Raw genomic sequence first — 21,179 nt, forward strand, 5'->3', positions numbered from 1 at the left:
TGTTATAAAAAGTGAATTGAATTCCTCATTTCTTGATAAAAGGATTTCTTTTTAATTTTTTAGATTAACTATAGTCATAGGAATGATTAAGTTTCAGAGCTACTGAATGGTAGAATCCACCCCATTGTTTTAGCACCCCCCTGAAATATCGATCAGGATAACCTATTGTGAATACCTTGGTTTTATTAAATATTATAGTTTTTGTCCTGCTACTGGCAGGCTTGTTTTTCACCTATCGAAAAGATTGGAGTCTCTCTAAAAAAGTACTCATCGGTATGGTGGTGGGTATCTTCTTTGGTTTAGGATTGAAAACGATCTATGGTGATAGTCCTGTAATCGAACATTCAATCGCATGGATTAACCTTGTCGGTAATGGTTATGTTCAACTATTACAAATGGTGATCATGCCACTGATCTTCGTTTCGATCTTAAGTGCTGTCGTGAAACTACACCAAACCACCTCTCTCGGAAAAATCAGTGTATTAGTCATTGGTATTCTGTTAATCACGACGGCGATTGCCGCACTGGTCGGTGCAGCTGTGACCAATTTATTTGGTTTATCTGCCGAAGGACTGGTACAGGGCACAAAAGAAGCCGCACGTTTAGCGACTATTCAAAGCCAATACATTGGGCAAGTCACGGATTTAGATGTCCCGAAACTCCTGCTCTCGCTATTTCCGCAGAACCCATTTGCTGATTTGACTGGCGTTCGTCCTACCGCGATTATCAGTGTTGTCATCTTCGCTGCGTTTTTGGGCGTTGCTGCGCTCAAACTCATGGATAAAGACACCGTCAACGGCGAAAGAATCCGACATGGTATTGAAGCATTACAAGCCTTAGTGATCAGTCTGGTTCGTTTAGTGATGCAATTTACCCCTTATGGTGTATTGGCACTGATGACTAAAATGGTCGCTACAGCAAATCTGGCTGACATTGTAAAATTAGGTGAGTTCCTGATTGCTTCTTACCTCGGACTTGCGATTATGTTCCTTGTCCATGCGTTGCTTTTGTTATTTGTACGTGTCAATCCAATCGACTTTTTCAAGAAAGTATTCCCTGTATTGACCTTTGCGTTTACCAGTCGTTCAAGTGCTGCCAGTATTCCACTCAATATTGAAGCGCAAACCAAGCAACTCGGCGTACCAGAAGGAATTGCCAGCTTCTCTGCTTCCTTCGGTGCAACAATTGGTCAAAATGGATGTGCGGGCTTATACCCTGCCATGTTGGCGGTAATGGTTGCGCCCACTGTTGGCATCAATCCACTTGACCCCTTATGGATTGCTCAATTGGTTGTCGTCGTTACCCTCAGTTCAATCGGTGTAGCAGGTGTGGGGGGCGGTGCAACTTTTGCCGCTTTAATCGTCCTTCCCGCAATGGGCTTGCCGATTACCCTAGTAGCATTACTGATTTCAATCGAGCCTTTGATTGATATGGGACGTACTGCTTTGAACGTGAATGGTTCAATGGCCGCAGGTACAGCGACCAGTCAGTTACTGGGGGTCAGAAATCCTCAACCAGACAATGATGCTTAAACTGATACAAGCATAAAAAACACACGGTAAATTTAACATTAAAAAGGTTTGCCGTGTGTGATATCCAAATACATACTGATAAAAATTCCTGCCCACAAAATCAATAAACAACCTGTTCAAAACCTTCGAGGAATTCATTCAATATGATGCATAATGATCAAGTCAATATTGACACTGACATTGTCACCAATATGATCCATGAACAATTTCCACAATACTGCAATCTCGAAATAAAAAAACTAGATACTCAAGGAACAATGAACGCAATTTACCGTCTTGGAGATAAATTAGCTGCCAAATTTCCATTACGTTTAATTGATAACAAGCTGTGCAACGAACAGATTCTAGCTGAAGCGTCCGCAATGAAGGAAATTTCACAATGCACAACCGTACCATGTGCTCAAATGATCGGGATCGGACAGCCCAGTATAGATTTCCCAATGCATTGGATCATACAAGATTGGCTTGAAGGCGATATTGCCACACCGATTGATTTTTCATCGTCCACATCCTTGGCTCAAGATATCTCAGATCTCATCCTAAACCTGAGATCAGCACATACACATCAGCGCCGTTTTGATGGCAAAGGACGTGGTGGCAATCTGACAGACCATGATGACTGGATATCAACATGCTTAAAGAAAAGTAAAAATTTATTAGATGTTGATATGCTTCACGCTATATGGGTACGTTTGCGCCAGCTTCCTCATAGGCAACGAGATGTCATGAGTCATAAAGATTTAATTCCTGCAAATCTACTAGTTCAAAATCAGCGGCTCATTGGCCTGTTAGACTGTGGCAGTTTTGGGCCTGCGGACTCAGCTCTCGATCTGGTTGCTGCATGGCATCTATTTGACTCCCCACGACGAGAACTCATCAAAGAAAATCTTCAATCGGATGATATTGAATGGAAAAGAGGTGCTGCCTGGGCCTTCCAACAAGCACTGGGGCTGGTCTGGTACTATGAGAAAAGTAATCCAGCAATGAGTGCGTTAGGACGATCAACATTAATTCGAATTATAAATGACCCTGACATCTAAACCGCCCTTCGATATGACAGCTAAAATAAACAAGCCAACAGATTAACGCTGGCTTGTTTAGTGACTGAATCAATTACAACTTTAACTGTTGTAGGAGTGAACCGTCTTGCTTTGCCACCAAAGATTCACACAACTGGATTCGTTCCTTGGTCTGGTTTAAACCTCGTTCAACGCCCACCAACTCTTTGGTACGCGGTGCAAAGAAAGTGTTTAACTGTGTCACTTCTTGTTGTGAACATGCTGCACCACTAAACAATGCAGGGAAACGTCCCGCAGAAGACTTGCCTAAGCGATCAAACACAGCATCGTGATTGGCTTCGAACCATGTCCACAATCCACCTTGCTCGCCGCTATAATTATTAATTGAGTTGATCACGGTACGAACTTCGCCGACTTTAACGCGTGAATCCAAAACAAGCTGACGTGCCAATGGTCGTGTTTCAGTCTGGTTGGCTGCGCCTAAAGCCGTGAGAATTGCAAGGCGCTGTGTCGGTTGTGTAATATGCTTTAATTCAGCCAATAATCGATCAAATGCAGGCTTGCCTTTGTCTTGTACACGGACTGCCAGAACGGTTGGCAATAATTCCGGTGTGAGCTGTGCAAAATTCAATTGCTTCTGAGCAAACAGTGCATCGGACTGTTTTAGAAATTGCTCACGGACTTCAGGCACTTGAATTTCTAATGCAAGGAATTGAGCCAATTCACTTCGCCACAAGCTATCTTCAGCTGATTCACCTGCTTTACTGATATAACCCAATTGCTTTAGCTTTGGCAGATATAAATTTGCTAAGACTTTTCTAAAATGCTCGCGTTCAGCTGCTGTTTTTAAGATATGGCGCTGGATCGTACTCAACTGCTGGAATAATGCAGTACTAATTTGACGACTGTCAGAAGAAGCGAATTTTTTTGCCACATCAACAACAGCCAAAACGTTAATATCACCATGATTAAATGCTGCAGAAACTGCATAAGCATAGGCCAACTGTTCAGTATTGGACAGTTTCCCTGTTGCCGCCGTTAAACGTGCCAACTCTTTTTCTGGCAAACTAAACTGGTAATAGCCTGCGGCATCGGCATTTGGAATATACCAGCTGTCTGGAGTCGCCCCTTTTAATTCAATCTTGGCTTCCGCTTGGTCGATCAGTTCACACTGAACTTTACTTGGCGCATTTGGTACTTCATAGCGTACACATAATGGGACGCCCCAGAGACTGTTGGGATCTCCTTTAGAGCCTACAGGTAGATAGCGCTTTTGCTTTACATTTAAGAAAACTTTGTTGCCCTGCTGCTCTAATGAAGTACTCACTAAAGGCACACCAGGTTGGTCAATAAAGCTTTTTACTGCTTTAGCGAACCGCTCGCCCTGACCGGACTGTTCGGCCAATGCGCTAATTAAATCATTGGCAGTCGCACTGCCATATTGATGCTTTTTAATATAGTTACGTACCCCTTGCTTAAACTTTTCCTCGCCCAAATAGCTTTCAAACATATTTAAAACAGCTGCCCCTTTTTGATAGGTAATCCCATCAAAAGCAGTTTGAATATCAGCATTGCTTAAAATCGGCTGGCGGATACGACGTACACTAACCAGACTATCACTTTTCATCGCACCTGCCGTATCGGCGACACGTTCCAGATCGGCATTAAATTCAGGGTGGAGTTGTTGGGTGATTTTGCTTTGCATCCACGTTGCAAAAGATTCATTCAGCCACAAATCATCCCACCACGGCATGGTCACCACATCTCCAAACCATTGGTGAGCTAATTCATGTGCATTGACATTAAATGAACTCTGCACAAAAGACACAGGAGAGTCTTTATCTAGCAGCATCAAATAATCTCTAAATGTGATCAGTCCGGGATTTTCCATTGCACCAGCAGCAAAGTCAGGCGCTGCAAGCAAATCTAGCTTGTCAAATGGATAACCAAAAGCAAAATAGTCTTCTAAGGTTTTTAAAATAGCTGGCGTTTCAGATAAGGCATGCTGCATTTTTTCAGCCTTACCATCCGGTGCGATTCCTCGCAGTTTGATTGCCTCTTTACGCCACTCAGTCGCAGCAATATCAGGGCCTGTCTGTACTTGCCAAGACCCAACTGCCAGTGCCAACAGATAAGTCGGTAATGGCTTGGTCGGTGCAAAGCTTAAAGTTTTCCACCCCGATTTTTCGGTCTGCTCAGAGACTGGATGGGTATTGGTAAAACCTGAATATTTGCTTGGTATAGTTAAGCGAATATTAAATGGCGTTTTAAACCGTGGTTCATCGAAAGATGGAAATGACTGACGGGCACTAATCGCTTCCATCTGGGTCATGACATAAGGTTTACCTTCAAATTCGATCTTATAAATGCCATCCAGTTGCTGATCATAAGCAGCATTAAAATCGAGTACTAAACGATATTGCCCAACAGGTAAGGTCTTGGCAAACTTAATTACACTCACGCCATCGACTTCCGAAGCCTGCTCATATTTCGCTTTGGTTTTCTGTCCAGCTGCAGAGATAATACTAGCCTCTTTTACCGACAAGGATTTACCGTGAATCCACAGATGGTCGGTCGCTTGAGTAAGTTTTAAATGAATCGTGGTTTTGCCTGTATAACCTTTTTGAGCAGGATCAATTTTAAAGTCTAAATCATAAGATTCAGGCACAACCCATTCAGGTAATTTTCCAATCGGAATCTGTTCCTTGGTATTGGATGCAAAAATTTGCGTTGCTGATAAAGAAAGTAAAGTTGTAAGTAATAATGTTTTTTTTAATGAAGGTTTGACCAACATAGGAGATCTATCCTCTGTAGTTTTTAAAATAAAAGACGCAGCAAATGGTGTGCCATTCCGCTGCATCCACACATCATTTTTAGAATTTATAGTTAAACTCTAACCAAGCTTGACGGCCATAGAGAGGATAACCTGTTGCATAATAGGCCCATCCACCTGTGTAATCCAACTTATCCTTATCAAATAAATTATTTACAATAATCGAAGCCGATGCCTGAGATGAAATTTGATAAGTTCCACTCCAATTGACAACATACATCGGGTTCAACCAACCAGACTCATCGGCTTTCGGTAATTTTCCATAACGACTCAATAATACGGTCGACTCAAATGGACCGCGCTTCCAGCTCAGGCTGCTATTAAAGCGATCACGCCAATCAAGATTACTTTTATCCCAAAGTAAATCATCAGCAGGATCTTCTTTGGATTGCTGATATTTATTCTTCAGTGTACGACTAAAATTGACGCTCCACAGGAAATTACCCCAATGATCAGTTTTCCAGCGCAATTTACTGGTCAAATCGATACCACTAGAACTGACGGAAGCGGCATTGATTGGAACAATATTAATATTGCGAATCACATTCGGGTTAACCACAGCATCTGTAGGATTACGTTCAATCCGTGCAAGTGCATCTACACATTGCGTATCATTAATATTTCTGCGTCCAGCACGACAATCAGCCTCAGTTTTAAGCAACTTGTCTGCACTGATGTTCGTCACTTGATCATCAATCTGGATATTCCAGTAATCAACCGATAAATCAAAAGTTTTAACAGGTGACCAGACAAAACCAAAACCATAAGATTTGCCGTTTTCAGGTTTTAAATCTTTGTTTCCGACTTTAATATAATCTGCGCCAGGGGAATACAATCTAAATTCACAATTACTTAATGGCTGTCCTGTTTGCTCACAGCGTAAATAATCCGTCGTACTCGAGTAATATCCTTTTTGTTTATTTAAGAATAAATAGTTCATGTCAGGGGCACGAAAGCTGGTTTGGTAATTACTGCGAAGTAATAAGGTTGGGTCTGGACGAAACTCTAGCCCTGACCCAAAAGTAAATTTATCAATACTATTATCCGAAAGCGCATAGCGATCATAACGTCCAGATAAAGTTAAATTTAATGGTTTTGCTAAAGGAAGGAACAACTCGGTTCCCAGGGCTTGACGCGAACGCGTCCCACCATATTCACCATAACTGGTTGTATTAAATTTACCCTGCTCAAAAGCTTTATCTGGTCTATTTTTAAAACCTTGCCGCCCAACTTCAGCAATTGCTGCCAATTTCGCCGTTCCCGCAGGTAACTCAAATACATCACCATTGGCAGCCAAACTCACACTTTGCACCCAAGAACGATCTTTTTGCTCACTGCTCCCCCAAACTCTTCCGATCTCGTCTGGATTGAGAGGCTGGTTTAAACGTTTTAAATCTGGTGCGTAAATTGGAACACCATCTTTATCTACCCCTAAACGTGAACCTAAGAAATATTCATCTATACCAGCAAGCTGATTGATCGGGTTGCGTAAATTACTGGTATAAATCGAACCGTTGTATGCCGCTTCATAATTCCAGCTACTGTCAGCAATATCCCCTCGAATACCAAAATTTAAATTTGATGAAAACTCCTGCCATTTCTTATTAACTTTATTCAGGCCACCAAACTCCTCTGGTGCAAAAGCACGATTCCAGATTTCATAATTGCCTGAGTTTTGATTGAAAAAGTAGCCATTAGTTCCCAGCGAAGTCCATGTCGGTGAACGAGTATTATTCTGGATCTGATTTGCGCCAATCAGGATATCTGCAAATAATTGCGTTTTATCATTCAAGCTATAATCCAACCCCAAGTAACCGTTTTGGCTACGATTTTGGGTTTGTACAGACCAATAAGTTGAACGTACACGATCACTGGTACAACGATCACCATTTTTAGCAAAGTTATGTACGGAACTCTTGAAAAGCTGCTCATATGCTTGGCAACCATCCCCGCCAATGGGCAAATATTGTCCTGTCTCCGCATTCCGGCGTCCAACAATTGTTGTCGGTGCTTCACCTTTCTTTGTACTGGTAGACATGAAATGACGATCTGTTGCGAAAATCGGCTCACGCGCACTTAGTTCTAAGCCATAAACAAGGCTCAGTTTATCTAGATTATTACTGCCACTCAGTTGTAAGCGTAGATTTTCTCCGCCTTCTTTGGTAGTACCAGCTTTGAGATTGATCTGTGTGCCATCCGTTTTCTTTTTCAGAATGATATTCACCACACCTGCAATTGCATCTGAACCATAAATTGCAGAAGCACCTCCATTTAAAATCTCAATCCGGTCAATAATTGCAGTAGGAATATTGGCCAGATTGACAAAATTAACATTGCCCTCATACGCTACAGGATAGTCCGCGACGCGATGACCATTGATTAAGGTCAAGGTATAGTTCGGCCCTAATCCACGTAGACTGATGGCATTTGCCGCAGGCGTTCGGATATTGCCAAAATCGGCGCCTTGTACAAACCCCGTGTTTTGAGCCAGATTATTTAAGGCATCAAAAGCATTGGTATAGCCTTGTTTTTCAATATCGGCAGCGGTAATCACGGTTACACTGGTTGGACCATCTTTTTGTGCTTTTGAGATACGTGAACCTGTGACCGCTACACGCACCACTTTATCCGATGTTGCCTTGCTTTGTGGCTGTTCTACATTGCTCTCAGCATAACTTTCTAATGGATGAAGGCATGCAATAAAGACAACAACAAAACAACCTTTGTTTTTAGCCGCCCCAAGATATTTCAAGTAATTTAGGTACATATTTATGAATGAATAAAATTAAGACCGACCTAATATATCCACTTTTATTTAGTTGATTTATACTCATTTTTTCTAGAGATATGTATGATTAAGATATACCAAAAGGTTAAGTCCTTATCATAAAAAATCAGAATAAATTAAAACCTTTTTCCAGAAATAAATTGAACTATTCAAAAATACCACATCAATGAACAAGCAAAATTTTTAAAACTATGACCGAACGACAAAAAACTTTGTTTATTTTCTGATAACATAGCTCGTAGCTAGTGAATCATGGATCACAAAAAGCCAAACCATCTACTCAGACAACTGACTTCACTCAAAATTTTAATCATTGATGCTGTAACTCATGACTATGAATATCCAACAGGCCCTTAATCACATTACCAAAAACATTCATCTTACCCAGCCTCAAATGGAAGATGTAATGCGCAGTATCATGCAAGGTGAAGCAACGGAAGCGCAAATTGGTGCACTGATGATGGGCTTACGCATGAAAGGTGAAAGTATTGATGAGATCACCGCTGCGGCACGTATCATGCGTGAGTTTGCCATCAAGATTGATGTCAGTGATATTCCGCATCTCGTCGACATCGTCGGTACAGGCGGTGATGGTCAAAACTTATTTAATGTTTCAACCGCTTCTAGCTTTGTGATTGCCGCTGCAGGTGCAACCATTGCCAAACACGGTAACCGCGGTGTATCCAGTAAATCAGGATCTTCTGATCTACTTGAGCAAATCGGCATTCAGCTTGACCTAGATATGCAACAAACTGAACGCTGCATCCGTGAAATGGGTGTAGGTTTCCTGTTTGCGCCCAATCATCATAAAGCCATGAAATACGCTGTTGGCCCTCGTCGTGAACTAGGAATCCGCAGCATCTTCAACTTACTGGGACCATTGACCAACCCTGCTGGTGTGAATCGTTTTGTGATTGGTGTATTTTCAGATGAACTTTGCCGCCCCATTGCTGAAGTATTAAAACAGCTCGGTGCCGAGCATGTATTGGTTGTGCATTCTAAAGATGGTCTGGATGAAATCAGCCTAGCTGCACCAACCGCGGTAGCGGAACTTAAAGAAGGTGAAATTACCGAATGGACGTTGAACCCAGAAGATGTCGGTATTGCCTCTCAAACCCTCACAGGCTTAGTGGTCAATAGTTCAGAAGACAGTTTAAAGCTGATCAAAGATGCTTTGAGTCGAGATAAATCAGAGGTTGGTGAGAAAGCCGCGAATATGATTGCACTAAATGCAGGTGCAGGCATTTACGTCGCAGGCATTACCAAAACCTATAAACAAGCTGTTGAGCTGGCTCAAGATATTCTATATGGCGGACAGGCCTTAGAAAAAATGAGTATCTTGGCTGAATTTACCAAGACATTGAAACAATATCAGGCAGACTAAGGACTTCTCATGATCGATATTCAAAATACCATTTTAGGTAAAATTGTTGACCGCAAACATGAGGAGCTTGCAGCACGTTTAAAACAACGTAGCTTGCATGATGTTGAACAGTGGGCTAAACAGGCCACCCCTGTTCGTGGTTTTGCCAATGCCTTACAACACAAACGTCCAGCCGTAATTGCTGAAATTAAAAAGGCTTCCCCATCTAAAGGCATCATTCGTGCAGATTTCAATCCTGCTGAAATTGCCCAACAATATCAACAAGCAGGTGCAGCTTGCTTATCGGTATTAACCGATGTGGATTTCTTCCAAGGTGCTGATGAAAATATTGCGATCGCACGTCAGCATTGTGCTCTCCCTGCTTTGCGTAAGGATTTCTTAATTGATCCTTATAATGTAGTTGAAGCACGTGCGCTGCAAGCAGACTGTATTTTATTGATCGTGGCATGTTTATCTGATCAACAACTGGAAGAAATGTCGAAGACTGCATTTGAACAGCAGCTTGATGTGTTGGTTGAAGTGCACGATGAATCTGAATTGGAACGTGCTTTAAAGCTGTCAGAACAATGCATTTTGGGTGTCAACAACCGTAATCTTAAAACCTTTGAGGTCGATTTAAATACCTCATTGCGTTTAAAGAAATTATTGCCTGCTTCTCGTATCTTGGTGACTGAAAGTGGTATTGCCACCCCTGCTGATGTAGACATGATGCAAGCCAACGATATTCATACGTTCTTGGTCGGCGAAAGTTTTATGAAGCAGCCTCGTCCTGATCAGGCATTTAATGAATTGTTTGGGCAACCTGAACAGATTTAAATTTATAACTAGATATAAAGCCCAATTGTTTATGATTGGGTTTTCTCTTTAAGACATATAAAGTTTAATAAGCCTTTCAAATTTAAAGCTCAGGAGTTCATTTGATTCACATCAGTAAGGAAGATTTAGTCTTCATCTTACCGTCAACATCAATGGCGTTTCCTTCGGAACACTAGACTCTCCTACATATATGCCTAGCTTCATTGGAGCGTTTAAATATCTACTAACAAGCCCTTCATATTTTAATAATAATCTAACAAGGCTTTGTTGCACAAACCTATCTGTAAAGGCTTTTTCAGCGATATAATTTTCAAATGAAGAAGCCTACACACAAAATCTACCGCACAACCAATTGGCCCGCATATAACCGAGCACTCATTAATCGCGGAAATATTGCCCTTTGGTTTGATCCTGCTACGCAATGGTATGCTCCATCAAAAGGCAAACAAGGGCGAAATCAAACCTACTCCGACGCAGCCATCCAATGCTGCTTAATGATTAAATCCTTATTCCGTCTATCTTTACGTATGGTCACTGGCTTTGTGCAAAGTCTGATTAAACTTTGCGGATTAAATTGGACCGCACCAGATTACAGTACGCTTTGTAGAAGACAAAAGCATATTGATATTGCAATCAGCTACCAAAAAAGTAGCGATGGGCTGCATCTACTCGTAGACTCTACAGGGATGAAGTTTCTAGGTGAGGGCGAATGGAAACGCAAGAAACATGGAGCTGAATATCGTCGCCAATGGCGTAAACTACATATTGGTATAGATGCCAAAACCCTACAAATACGCGCTATTCAGCTCACAACCAATAATGTCTGTGATTCACAGGTGCTTGGTGATTTACTTAATCAGATTCCACAAGATGAGCAGATTGACTCTGTTTATACCGATGGAGCTTATGACACCAAGCAATGCCGTCAGGTCATTGCAGATCGGCAAGCACATGCGGTGATTCCACCTAGAAAAAATGCGAAACCATGGAAAGATACAAAGAGTAGCTCGCTAGAGCGAAATGAATTACTTCGAACAATTAAACGTTTAGGTAGGACACTATGGAAAAAATGGTCAGGCTATCATCGCCGAAGTTTGGTTGAGACTAAAATGCACTGCATCAAATTATTAAGAGATAAACTCAGTGCAAGGAGCTTTGATAGCCAAGTCAATGAGGTTCATGCACGTGTAGCAGTCCTCAACAGATTTACGGAATTAGGTCGACCACTTACCCAAGTTACGCCTTAAATTTGGCTCAATTAGGGGCGCTTTGCCTTTCAAATCTTTGTGCAACAAAGCCATCTAACAATCGAAAACTTTCGTGAAAACTTGTACCCCAATAATCAATTTATAAACTATTATCATTTAACATTAGAAGAAACATTTGATGATTTTACAAACCTTGCGGTAAGGAACAAGACATCTATTTTTTTCATATTTCTTTTAAATATAAATTCCTTTTTTACTTATGAAAATCTTACAGAAAATACTGTATATGCTGAATATGTACCAATTACTTCTGTGGAATTTGCCTTACAAGAATTACTAAAATATATAGATTCTCTTCCATAAGACTATCTCTTTTTTGAATTAGATAAGACTCTATTAAGTCCATCCCCCTCTATAAATACAATACAGTTCAAATCATCACAAATTCAGACTATAATTTTAAACCTCTCTCGTATCTTACCTATTTTTCTAACATTATGAGTAAACATGATTCATCGCTTTCTAAAGATCAGTTTAACTTACTGAAAGCCTTTAAAAAGCAAATCTCTAACCCTCAATCCAGTGCGATTGCGAAACAGGCTGAGCTAGCGAAAACTCAAGCTGCCACTGAAGAATTGGAAGATACAGAACTTTTTAAAAAAGCCCTGCTTGGGGTCAAACCGATCGACAATCAGAACATTGCCGATACTAAAGTGACGCGTAGCAAAAAAGTCGATGCCCAGACCTTGGCAAAACGTGCAGCGGCAGAAGGTGGAGCTGAGCAAGAGCTTACAGAAATCTCGGATACTCAAGCAATCTTAAATCCTGTTGCCAGCCAGGCTGCCTTAAGCTATCGAATTGCAACTTTACAGCACAAAGTCTTTGAAGACCTAAAAGCAGGAAAAATTCGCTGGTTCGAAGCAGTCGACTTACATGGTTGTACGGTTGAGCAAGCCCGAGCAGCAGTTCTGCAAATCATTCAAATAGCAAAAGATGAAAACCAGAACGTCATTAAAATTGTACATGGCAAAGGTCCAGAAGCCATTTTAAAAACCTATGTCAACGGTTGGCTCAGACAGCACCGTGATGTACTGGCTTTCGTCAGTGCACCTGAAAATCAAGGCGGTACAGGTGCTGTTTTAGTGCTCCTGAAACGTGCCGAAAAGAACCCGAAATACACGCAATAATCTGCATTTATATCAAAATTAAGATTTTTAATCGTTTTCTGATACAATTGCCGTTTTTGTTCAACCCACCTAAGTGAACATTGTTATGTCTATGCAGCAATCGTACGCAAATATCTTAACTGCCGTTGGTGAAGACCTAAATCGCCCGGGCTTACAAGATACACCGATGCGTGCGGCGAAAGCGTTTTCTTTTTTGACTTCAGGTTATAGTAAAACCCTTGAAGAAGTTACAAATAGCGCACTCTTCCCTTCCGATAACCATGAAATGGTATTGGTCAAAAATATCGAATTTTATTCACTCTGTGAACATCATTTACTGCCATTTTATGGTCGGGTACATATCGCCTATTTACCTGAAGGTCAGGTACTTGGTTTATCTAAATTTGCACGTATTACGGAAATGTTCGCACGACGTCTGCAAGTTCAAGAAAATTTAACCCAGCAAATTGCTGAAGCAGTAGCAAAAGTCACGCAAGCACGTGGTGTTGCTGTTGTAATTGACTCAGCGCATATGTGTATGATGATGCGTGGTGTTGGCAAGCAAGAATCAACCACACGTACCGTTTCTTTTGTTGGTGACTTTAAAACTGACAAAGATGTACGTCGTGAGTTCTTAAGCGCTGTACCTGAAAACTATTAAGTTGAGCATCAGAGATGTCATCAACCATTCAGTTAGCAGGTTTTGGCGATTTAATCGCAAATGACGCAAGTATTGATTACCCTCGTCCCGATCGTCTGGTTCGAGGTAATCCTGAACGTTTAACCTATAGTTTATATGAACATCCACATATGGACTGCGGCATCTGGCAATGTGAAATTGGCGCTTGGAATATTCAATTTGCAGACAATAAACAAGAGTTTTTTCAAGTCATTGAAGGCACTGTCCGTATCCATGATGCGAAAAGCAATTCATTTATTGAAGTGAGTGCTGGCAATGCCGGAATTATTCCACCGGCATTTGTGGGTACATTTGAAGTTATTGAAAAAGTTAAAAAATACTATGTGATTGTTGAGGTTTGATCCTTATAAATTCTAGTGATCAAGCCTCGTTTAGACTTAAAAAAAACGGACATAGCCCAATCCCACCTTATTCCAGTCTTTATGATCTTGCTGTTCAAAATCCCACTTTAAGCGCAAGGCATGATTGCTATTTAAGCTATATTGAAGCTGTGTACCCACTCTTAGATTCCATTGACTCAGGTCTTGCCAATACGGCAGTTCAACTTGTACCACGCTATTGATATTGTCTGACCACTGATTCATACATCCTAAAGTTGGTCCTGCCCCAACACGCCAGCCCTTATCCAAAGCCTTTCCGCCTTGAATATGGCTTTGTAGCTGCGCATAACACAAATGTCGACGATCATAATCGGCCATGCTATAGCCCACTTGCATGTTCAGATTCATCACCCCATGTTGGGCATCTTCACTAAACTGCCCATTTTCAATGGCTTCCTGCTTCCAGCCCAAATTAAAACCCCACGTTAATGGTGATTTAAACGGTTGAATGGGGTTATAGGAGTTGACCGATAAAAGATCTAAATGTTCGAGCTTGAGTTTGTCATCACGGTATTGCAGATTGCCGTCTAAAAATAATAATTGTGCACCTGTACGATAGCCACCTTGCGGATCAATCAAGTCGTGATAGGCTTGACGATGCCCAAGTTCAATAAACTTTTGTCCTTGTACCTCGCCCACATTCACCGAAACATTGCGTGCATGATGACCTTCCACAGGTTGTTTTTTTGGACGTATCGGTTCTTGGCGCTGCTTATCAATATCAATTTGACTACGCTGTGCAAGTAACTGCCGTAATTGCGGCTGGGCAAAATCAGCATCAATCTGTTGACTGATATATTGCAGATATAAATCATCATAGGCCATTTCTAAAATCTTGGCCTGATCTTGTGGCTGATAGGTGTTTAAAATGGGTTGAATTTGATCAATCTTGGTAAACGCAACTTGATGAGCAACCTTGGCCAAAGGCGTACCATGTTGTTTGGCTTGTGCAAGCAATTGTGTTTCGAGTGCAGGGCGATAAACCACTTCCTTGACCAAATTCTGTTGATCAACTACTTTCAGGGTTTCAATTGGAATGGCGGCATAATTGAACTGCTGTTTTAGGTTTAAATTAGGACGAACCAAGTCAATCAAACCCAATAAACGATAAGCACAGTTATCGCTGACAAAATAATAAGGGAAACTCACATGCTGCATTTCCCAAATATGTTCAACCAAAAAGCGGGTTTCTTCTGGTGTTAAATTGAGTTCATATTCCCATAAATCACGGCTTTCAAAATCACCATATTCTTTTACTTTGCGATAGTACGGCATCAGGGAGTATTCACCAGGATACTGCCCTGTCAAACCTTTCCACGCATAAGACCAGTTATCCTCGCCTCTGACTGTGGCCGCATAATTTACCGCATAGGACACCAAGTTTAATTGCTTCTGATCTTTAGGGTCTAAACGCAATAAAGTATGCCCAAACATCGAACTTGGATTACCCATAAAATCTGTGGCATAGATCAAAGTGGCTTTATGTGGCTTGATTTGATTGATCCAGTCCTCAAATTCATTGCAGTTGGCTGGAGGAAGTTGTTGAGCCTCGATATTCAGCTGTTGCATCAGCCAACGGCTACGGGCTGGAAATTTACAACGAATGGATTGGTTATCTGCCGTCTCAAGAAATAAGGCTTGAATATCAGCGTGTAATTCGTGCTTTAAATTGGTTCTACCATCTTTTACATAAAAATAGCCGCTGTAAGCAACTTCACTGTTTTGCTTGTTGTCGGCATACATCAAGCGTAGCCAAGTGGTCTGCTGATCTAATTGTTTTTGATTGGCCAGATTCAAATAAGTCTGAACATCAGATTCACCCGCTGCATGGACAAAGTGAGACAACAACGATGCAAACGCAAAAGTAGCTAATTTCATTCAATCGTAATTTTTAAAATAATCAGAATCATTATAAGAAAACCCTGCCATCAAGACAGGGTTTTATCGTGCCGCAATTAAACGTATGCTTTGAGCACAGCGTCTTTTGCCATCACACTTTGTAAAGCATCTAAAACTTGTAGTGAGTTGGTATTTTTACTTGAATAAATTTCAGCAAAGTTTGCTTTAGACACAGCAAAGAAACGTGCTTTGTCATTGGCTTTAATTTGCATTAATTCAGCAAGAACATTTAAGCTTTCACCTTGACCCACCGCCATATCACGCGCTAAAGACTCAGCATTTTCATTGGTGAAGGTCACGACTTGAGCGGTAACAGTACCACCTTGACGGCATCCTAAAGTACCAAATGTAATACCTAGTAATTGGTTAGTAAAGATACCATTGGTTGTTGCAGCAAGAATTTTAGGACCAACGCCTTTTTTACCCGCCCAAACTTGTGTACCCACACCACAACCGACATCATTGTCAGCCATTGCAACAGTTGAACCAGCAGCTAACAAAGCAGCTAATGCAATTTTTTTTAACATAGGAACGATCTCCAGCAAGAATTATATTTCGCTATTCTTATCACTATTGTATTGTGTAATCCTTTTTACACATGAATTAAAATAGCGAGCTTAACTTGTTTTAGCAAACAAATTTTGAAATATATCTGAAATATTCATAACAAAAAATTAGACAACGTCTCTTAAAAGAACCTCAACCGACTTAATTTAACTTCCAAGACCCATTTTTATCTCTCGTACCCAAGATTTTTAATACCAAAACCAGACTGAGTAATAATAATAGATACCATGACCCCAACTTGCCCCAGCCGACTATATGCCATGCGTCCACTTGGCTTGGATACAGCCAAATTTTATAAAAGGTACTAATATTTTCAGCAATCCAGATCAGGAAAGCGAGCACAAGTAAAACGGGTAACATCGGGATTTTAAAATGACGTTGCTCAAGTTGAAAAGACAGCTTGGTTTTCCAGAAAATCAACACGCTCCAAATAAATAATCCAACACGAATATCTGGAATAAAGAATTTGGTCATAAAGTTAAGATACGACAATACAGCCAAGCCTAGCATATTACCGAAACTGGGAAGCTTTTCGAAAGAGACATGATAAAGTCGTAAAGAACGGGCAAAAAAACTACCAACCGCTGAATACATAAAACCAGCAAACAAAGGCACAGTGAGTATCTTGAAAACAGCTGGCTGAGGATATTGCCACGATGCGATAGCGGGATGTGTCAAAAAGATTTCCATGCCCATTGCCATGATATGGAATAATGCAATCACCTTCGCTTCTGCCCATGACTCCAGTTTTAAGTAAATCAAACAGGCCTGAATGATTAGCGCGTAAAAAAGTAAATAGTCATAACGAAAAAAACCATAATATTCATGGCTTCCCATCGGTGCACTAATTGCAAATGCAATTAAAAGCAACAATCCAAATAAGGCAGCCGAAGCTGCCTTAGTGATAAAATTAAGGGGTAAAACAATCAACTGCACGAAACTGATCCTAACGTGTTAGACCTTAAAGTATGGTTTAAATATCAGCCTAAATATTTGGCACTGTATTCATGTACAGTATCAACAAAAATCTTTGGCTGTGCAGGATCAACCCATTGGGTAATACCGTGACCTAAATTTGCGATATAACCCGTTTTTTCACCGTTGGCATAGGCATCATCCAGCATTGCTTTGACTGATTTTTCAATTGAAGCAGCTGAGCCATAAAGCACGGCAGGGTCTAAATTACCTTGTAAGGCCGCGCGACCAGCAATCACATCACGTGCAGTATAAAGTGGTGTGGTCCAATCCAAACCAAATGCATCTGCACCTGTCGTCAGCATGGTCTCTAACCATTGCCCACCGCCTTTGGTGAAAACAATAATTGGAATACGACGACCATCTTTCTCGCGTTGGAGACCTGCAATAATCTTGGTCATATAGTTCAATGAGAATTCAACATATTCTCTATGCGCCAATGCCCCCCCCCAACTGTCAAAGATCTGGATGGCTTGTGCACCCGCATCAATTTGTGCATTCAAATAATCAATCACTGAATCCGCTAAATGATCCAGTAAAGCATGCAATACTTCTGGCTGTGCATACATCATGTTTTTGGTAAAACGGAATTCTTTGCTTGAACCACCTTCAATCATATAGGTTGCTAAAGTCCACGGACTTCCCGAAAAACCAATTAATGGCACTTGTCCATTTAGCGCAGAACGAATGGTCGAAACTGCATTCATCACATAAGCTAAATCAGACTTGGCATTGAGCTTTGGTAAATTCGCCACATCCTGTTCAGTACGCACTGTTTTATGAAATTTTGGCCCTTCACCTGTTTCAAAATATAGGCCTAAACCCAATGCATCGGGTACAGTCAAAATATCTGAAAATAAAATCGCAGCATCCAGTTCATAACGGCGCAATGGTTGCAACGTCACTTCACACGCAAATTCGGTATTCTTACATAAAGATAGAAAGTCTCCTGCCTGCGCACGAGTTTCACGATATTCTGGTAAATAACGCCCTGCTTGACGCATCATCCATACAGGTGTGGTGTCTACAGGTTCACGTAATAAAGCTCGTAAAAAACGATCATTTTTCAACGGTGTCATTACCAATCTCTAAATTCTTTCATGTAGAGCGCATCATAACAAAGTTATTCAGGAATTTATAACCGCAATGCCTCACAAAAGCCCTCCCTTCAAATAAATTTCGCTTTTACACAAAACTGCTACTGCAAGCCGTATTATTTTCTGTAATACTTGCAATATCTTATATCTCAATATGAATAATTCTTAAGGTTGAATTACATGTTTGTTCGCTCATTACTCGCTATGAGTTTAAGTTGTATTCTTACTAATGTTGCTTTTGCTGCGCCAACAACTGAGCAACCATTGAATCCCAAAAAAGTCGCAGGTTCAGTACAAGATCCTATTGATCCTTTAGCTATTGACCGTTCCACTTCTGCTGTTGCTGCTGATCCAGCCTCTAGCGTTGCTGCGCCAGCAACATCTGATCCTCAAGTGAATACAGGTGCTGCATCCGTCGTCTCTCAAAAATTAGAAAATACACCAGATACAGCAGCGGCTGCGCCTGCCGCTAAAGTTTCATGGACATTGGACAGCATCAATAATGCTGAATGGCCTGAAACTTTACCCAAAGGACAGCTTCCAGCCTATGCACGCGCTCATGTGATGCTGAATAACGCGCATGCTTCACCAGGTGCAATTGATGGTTCAAATGGTAAAAATACTTTAAAAGCCATTGCATCATTCCAGCAAATGAATGGTTTAACGCCAACAGGTCAACTGACTAAAGAAACATGGGATGCCTTGGTTGCGAAGCAAACCAAACCGGCTTATGTTGAATACACCCTCACCGATGCTGACTTTAAAGGCCCGTATGCGGATTCAATCCCGTCAGACTACGCCTTACAAGCAAAAATGAAAGGTTTGTATTACACCCGCGTAACAGAAATGTTAGGTGAAAAATTCCATATGGATGAAAATTTCTTAAAGAAACTGAATCCAACGGCAACCTTTAAAAAACCTGGCGAGAAAATCATTGTTGCCAATGTCCGCAATGATTTACCAGAAGATATTCATTTGATCGTTGCGCACAAAGGTGCAAGACAGCTGTATTTATTCAACAGCCGTAACCAGATGATTGCTTCTTTTCCTGCAACAATTGGTAGTTCTGACACGCCTTCTCCAACGGGTACCTATAAAGTAGTCGGTGTTGCTCGCAACCCGTACTATAGCTACTCACCATCGAACTTTGTACAAGGTAAGAACCTTAAACCACTCACTTTACCACCTGGTCCTAACGCGCCAGTGGGGAATATCTGGATTGGTTTAAGCAAGAAATCATTTGGTATTCATGGTACACCAAACCCATCGTTGATCTCTAAAACTGCATCACATGGTTGTATCCGTTTAACCAACTGGGATGCCAATGATTTAGGTAATAAAGTACGCTCAGGCGTGACTGTAAAATTCTTGGAATAATGTAAAAATTATTTGATAAAACCGAAGATCAACATTGATCTTCGGTTTTTTTATCGCTTAAATATTTTGCTCTACGTTGGGGAGTGGCTGATAATAAATCTGATTGCGGCCTAATTGCTTCGCACGATATAAGGCTTTATCTGCTGTATCAATCAAAAGCTCCTGACTAATTTTTGGATTGCCATTAAAAACAGTTATCCCCAAGCTAATGGTCACATGATTTGCGACTAAGGATTTTTCATGAGGAATCATTAAACGATCAATGGCGCGATAAATATTAGTTGCAACCGCATAAGCCCCTTGTGCAGAAGTTTCAGGTAATAACACCACAAACTCCTCTCCACCATATCGTGCAATAAAATCCATATGCCGAATTGAACTTTTGATGCTTTTCGCGATAGCCGAGATCACCTGGTCACCCATTTGATGCCCATAAAAATCATTGTAATTTTTGAAAAAATCAATATCGATAAAGAGTACCGATAATGATTTTCGCTCCCTACAAGATAAATCATAATAATAGCGGCACATTTCTTCAAAAGTACGTCGATTTGATACATCTGTAAGTTCATCATGCTGACTCAAATGTAACAACTCAGAGGCCTGAATCCGCAAAATCTGTTCATCAATCTCTGATATTTTCGACTTTATAAATATTTTTCTTTCTTTAGAGGTTAACATCACACTAATCGAAAAACCGAGCAGTAAACTTCCAATCAGCGTCCGCCCAATCATTAAAAAGTCACTTGTATGATTAAGTAAATATAAAATAAACAAGATAGAAACTGCAGCAAATGAGCCAATCCACAACATATGTAATGGTCGAATTCCACTCAGAATAAATCCCAACATATATAAAAAGGCAATCAATACCATCGCCTGATTCTGCAATACCAGATTGGAAACGCTCATCATCAACACGGAGGTCAATACAATAGTTAAGAAAACAATGAGACAGGCTGTCGGATAAAATAAGTTGCTCAGCGTTTTAAATCTTGAGAAGACCCAAAACAAGAAAAGTGCAATACCAACGACCATTAAACTCAAAATACTGTAGATAAAGTCGAGCACAAAATGCTCACTTGCACGTATGACAATAAAGTTAGAAGGTAAAATCAGCAGAACAAAAACAGTATAGGTAATCACCCCCTGACCAAAGAACTGAATTGCATTGAGGCGGGTTCGATCAACATTAAAGGTCCAAAATTCATTTTCTAATTGTTGAGGTAAAGTTTGATGAGAACTTTTTGACTTGGAATGTTGGGCAACAAGCTGCTCTAGGTCTTCTTTTGCCCTCTGCAACTGATCAAGATCATAGCCATTGTCCATCCCATACACTCTTTTTATACTGCACTATTTTTGTGCCGCATAAAAAATAACATAAATTCTCATTTTGTCATGTGCTTTGCTTAACCACTTATCCGTAATTGTAGTTACC

Annotated in this window: 16 protein-coding genes; 9 read left to right on the forward strand and 7 right to left on the reverse strand. The window is 40.8% G+C overall.

Annotated features, from left to right (window positions below; all coding sequences use genetic code 11):
* Positions 1–167 precede the first annotated feature (167 nt).
* Both F895_RS04030 and F895_RS04025 read left to right on the forward strand, forming a co-directional pair.
* Positions 168–1,532 (forward strand): L-cystine transporter, encoded by a 1,365-nt coding sequence (locus F895_RS04030; RefSeq protein ID WP_005243250.1) that lies wholly within the window; start codon positions 168–170, stop codon positions 1,530–1,532.
* Positions 1,533–1,675: 143 nt separating this feature from the next.
* A complete protein-coding gene (locus tag F895_RS04025; protein WP_005243252.1) occupies positions 1,676–2,572 on the forward strand; it encodes a phosphotransferase in 897 nt (298 codons plus the stop codon).
* A gap of 73 nt (positions 2,573–2,645) precedes the next feature.
* Here the strand turns inward: F895_RS04025 and F895_RS04020 are convergent, their stop codons facing one another.
* Entirely contained in the window at positions 2,646–5,417 is a 2,772-nt protein-coding gene (locus F895_RS04020; RefSeq protein WP_111828193.1) for a M1 family metallopeptidase, read from the reverse strand.
* 7 nt (positions 5,418–5,424) lie between these two features.
* Positions 5,425–8,151 carry a TonB-dependent receptor plug domain-containing protein gene (locus F895_RS04015; RefSeq protein WP_005243254.1) on the reverse strand — a complete coding sequence of 909 codons (2,727 nt, stop codon included), beginning with the start codon at positions 8,149–8,151 and terminating at the stop codon, positions 5,425–5,427.
* A 355-nt stretch (positions 8,152–8,506) separates the two neighbouring features.
* Between F895_RS04015 and trpD the strand changes: the two genes are divergently transcribed.
* From trpD to F895_RS03985, 6 genes are all read left to right on the forward strand, one after another.
* The gene (gene trpD, locus F895_RS04010) at positions 8,507–9,556 is read left to right on the forward strand and encodes an anthranilate phosphoribosyltransferase (protein ID WP_010590093.1); all 1,050 of its coding nucleotides are present in this window, start codon (positions 8,507–8,509) and stop codon (positions 9,554–9,556) included.
* Between the two features lie 9 nt (positions 9,557–9,565).
* Positions 9,566–10,372 (forward strand): indole-3-glycerol phosphate synthase TrpC, encoded by an 807-nt coding sequence (trpC, locus tag F895_RS04005; protein ID WP_005243257.1) that lies wholly within the window; start codon positions 9,566–9,568, stop codon positions 10,370–10,372.
* Positions 10,373–10,686: 314 nt separating this feature from the next.
* Positions 10,687–11,619 carry an IS5 family transposase gene (locus tag F895_RS04000; protein WP_000743262.1) on the forward strand — a complete coding sequence of 311 codons (933 nt, stop codon included), beginning with the start codon at positions 10,687–10,689 and terminating at the stop codon, positions 11,617–11,619.
* 458 nt (positions 11,620–12,077) lie between these two features.
* Positions 12,078–12,767 (forward strand): Smr/MutS family protein, encoded by a 690-nt coding sequence (locus F895_RS03995; RefSeq protein WP_005243258.1) that lies wholly within the window; start codon positions 12,078–12,080, stop codon positions 12,765–12,767.
* A 91-nt stretch (positions 12,768–12,858) separates the two neighbouring features.
* Positions 12,859–13,407 (forward strand): GTP cyclohydrolase I FolE, encoded by a 549-nt coding sequence (gene folE / locus F895_RS03990; RefSeq protein WP_171057872.1) that lies wholly within the window; start codon positions 12,859–12,861, stop codon positions 13,405–13,407.
* 14 nt (positions 13,408–13,421) lie between these two features.
* Positions 13,422–13,787, forward strand: a complete 366-nt coding sequence (locus tag F895_RS03985) for a cupin domain-containing protein (protein ID WP_005243260.1) — start codon at positions 13,422–13,424, stop codon at positions 13,785–13,787.
* 36 nt (positions 13,788–13,823) lie between these two features.
* On the opposite strand, the gene F895_RS03980 is transcribed toward F895_RS03985, so the two are convergent.
* The 4 genes from F895_RS03980 to hemE form a co-directional block, all read right to left on the reverse strand.
* Positions 13,824–15,704, reverse strand: a complete 1,881-nt coding sequence (locus F895_RS03980; protein ID WP_005243261.1) for an Lnb N-terminal periplasmic domain-containing protein — start codon at positions 15,702–15,704, stop codon at positions 13,824–13,826.
* Positions 15,705–15,781: 77 nt separating this feature from the next.
* Positions 15,782–16,252, reverse strand: coding sequence for a DUF3015 family protein (locus F895_RS03975; RefSeq protein ID WP_005243262.1), 471 nt, complete (start codon positions 16,250–16,252; stop codon positions 15,782–15,784).
* A 181-nt stretch (positions 16,253–16,433) separates the two neighbouring features.
* The gene (locus F895_RS03970) at positions 16,434–17,228 is read right to left on the reverse strand and encodes a DUF817 domain-containing protein (protein ID WP_005243263.1); all 795 of its coding nucleotides are present in this window, start codon (positions 17,226–17,228) and stop codon (positions 16,434–16,436) included.
* Between the two features lie 44 nt (positions 17,229–17,272).
* Entirely contained in the window at positions 17,273–18,346 is a 1,074-nt protein-coding gene (hemE, locus tag F895_RS03965; RefSeq protein ID WP_005243265.1) for a uroporphyrinogen decarboxylase, read from the reverse strand.
* Positions 18,347–18,544: 198 nt separating this feature from the next.
* Between hemE and F895_RS03960 the strand changes: the two genes are divergently transcribed.
* On the forward strand, positions 18,545–19,741 hold the full coding sequence (locus F895_RS03960; protein ID WP_005243266.1) for a L,D-transpeptidase family protein: 1,197 nt from the start codon (positions 18,545–18,547) through the stop codon (positions 19,739–19,741).
* 57 nt (positions 19,742–19,798) lie between these two features.
* On the opposite strand, the gene F895_RS03955 is transcribed toward F895_RS03960, so the two are convergent.
* Entirely contained in the window at positions 19,799–21,070 is a 1,272-nt protein-coding gene (locus F895_RS03955) for a GGDEF domain-containing protein (protein ID WP_005243267.1), read from the reverse strand.
* Positions 21,071–21,179: the final 109 nt, after the last annotated feature.

The sequence above is a fragment of the Acinetobacter sp. CIP 64.2 genome (assembly GCF_000369645.1).
GTDB lineage: Bacteria > Pseudomonadota > Gammaproteobacteria > Pseudomonadales > Moraxellaceae > Acinetobacter.

Coding starts and splice junctions, on each gene's coding strand:
- hemE (WP_005243265.1), bottom strand. CDS start 18,346: ATGACACCGTTGAAAAATGATCGTTTTTTACGAGCTTTATTACGTGAA.
- trpD (WP_010590093.1), top strand. CDS start 8,507: ATGAATATCCAACAGGCCCTTAATCACATTACCAAAAACATTCATCTT.
- trpC (WP_005243257.1), top strand. CDS start 9,566: ATGATCGATATTCAAAATACCATTTTAGGTAAAATTGTTGACCGCAAA.
- F895_RS03980 (WP_005243261.1), bottom strand. CDS start 15,704: ATGAAATTAGCTACTTTTGCGTTTGCATCGTTGTTGTCTCACTTTGTC.
- F895_RS03975 (WP_005243262.1), bottom strand. CDS start 16,252: ATGTTAAAAAAAATTGCATTAGCTGCTTTGTTAGCTGCTGGTTCAACT.
- F895_RS04025 (WP_005243252.1), top strand. CDS start 1,676: ATGATGCATAATGATCAAGTCAATATTGACACTGACATTGTCACCAAT.
- F895_RS03955 (WP_005243267.1), bottom strand. CDS start 21,070: ATGGACAATGGCTATGATCTTGATCAGTTGCAGAGGGCAAAAGAAGAC.
- F895_RS04000 (WP_000743262.1), top strand. CDS start 10,687: ATGAAGAAGCCTACACACAAAATCTACCGCACAACCAATTGGCCCGCA.
- F895_RS03995 (WP_005243258.1), top strand. CDS start 12,078: ATGAGTAAACATGATTCATCGCTTTCTAAAGATCAGTTTAACTTACTG.
- F895_RS04015 (WP_005243254.1), bottom strand. CDS start 8,151: ATGTACCTAAATTACTTGAAATATCTTGGGGCGGCTAAAAACAAAGGT.
- F895_RS03985 (WP_005243260.1), top strand. CDS start 13,422: ATGTCATCAACCATTCAGTTAGCAGGTTTTGGCGATTTAATCGCAAAT.
- folE (WP_171057872.1), top strand. CDS start 12,859: ATGCAGCAATCGTACGCAAATATCTTAACTGCCGTTGGTGAAGACCTA.
- F895_RS03960 (WP_005243266.1), top strand. CDS start 18,545: ATGTTTGTTCGCTCATTACTCGCTATGAGTTTAAGTTGTATTCTTACT.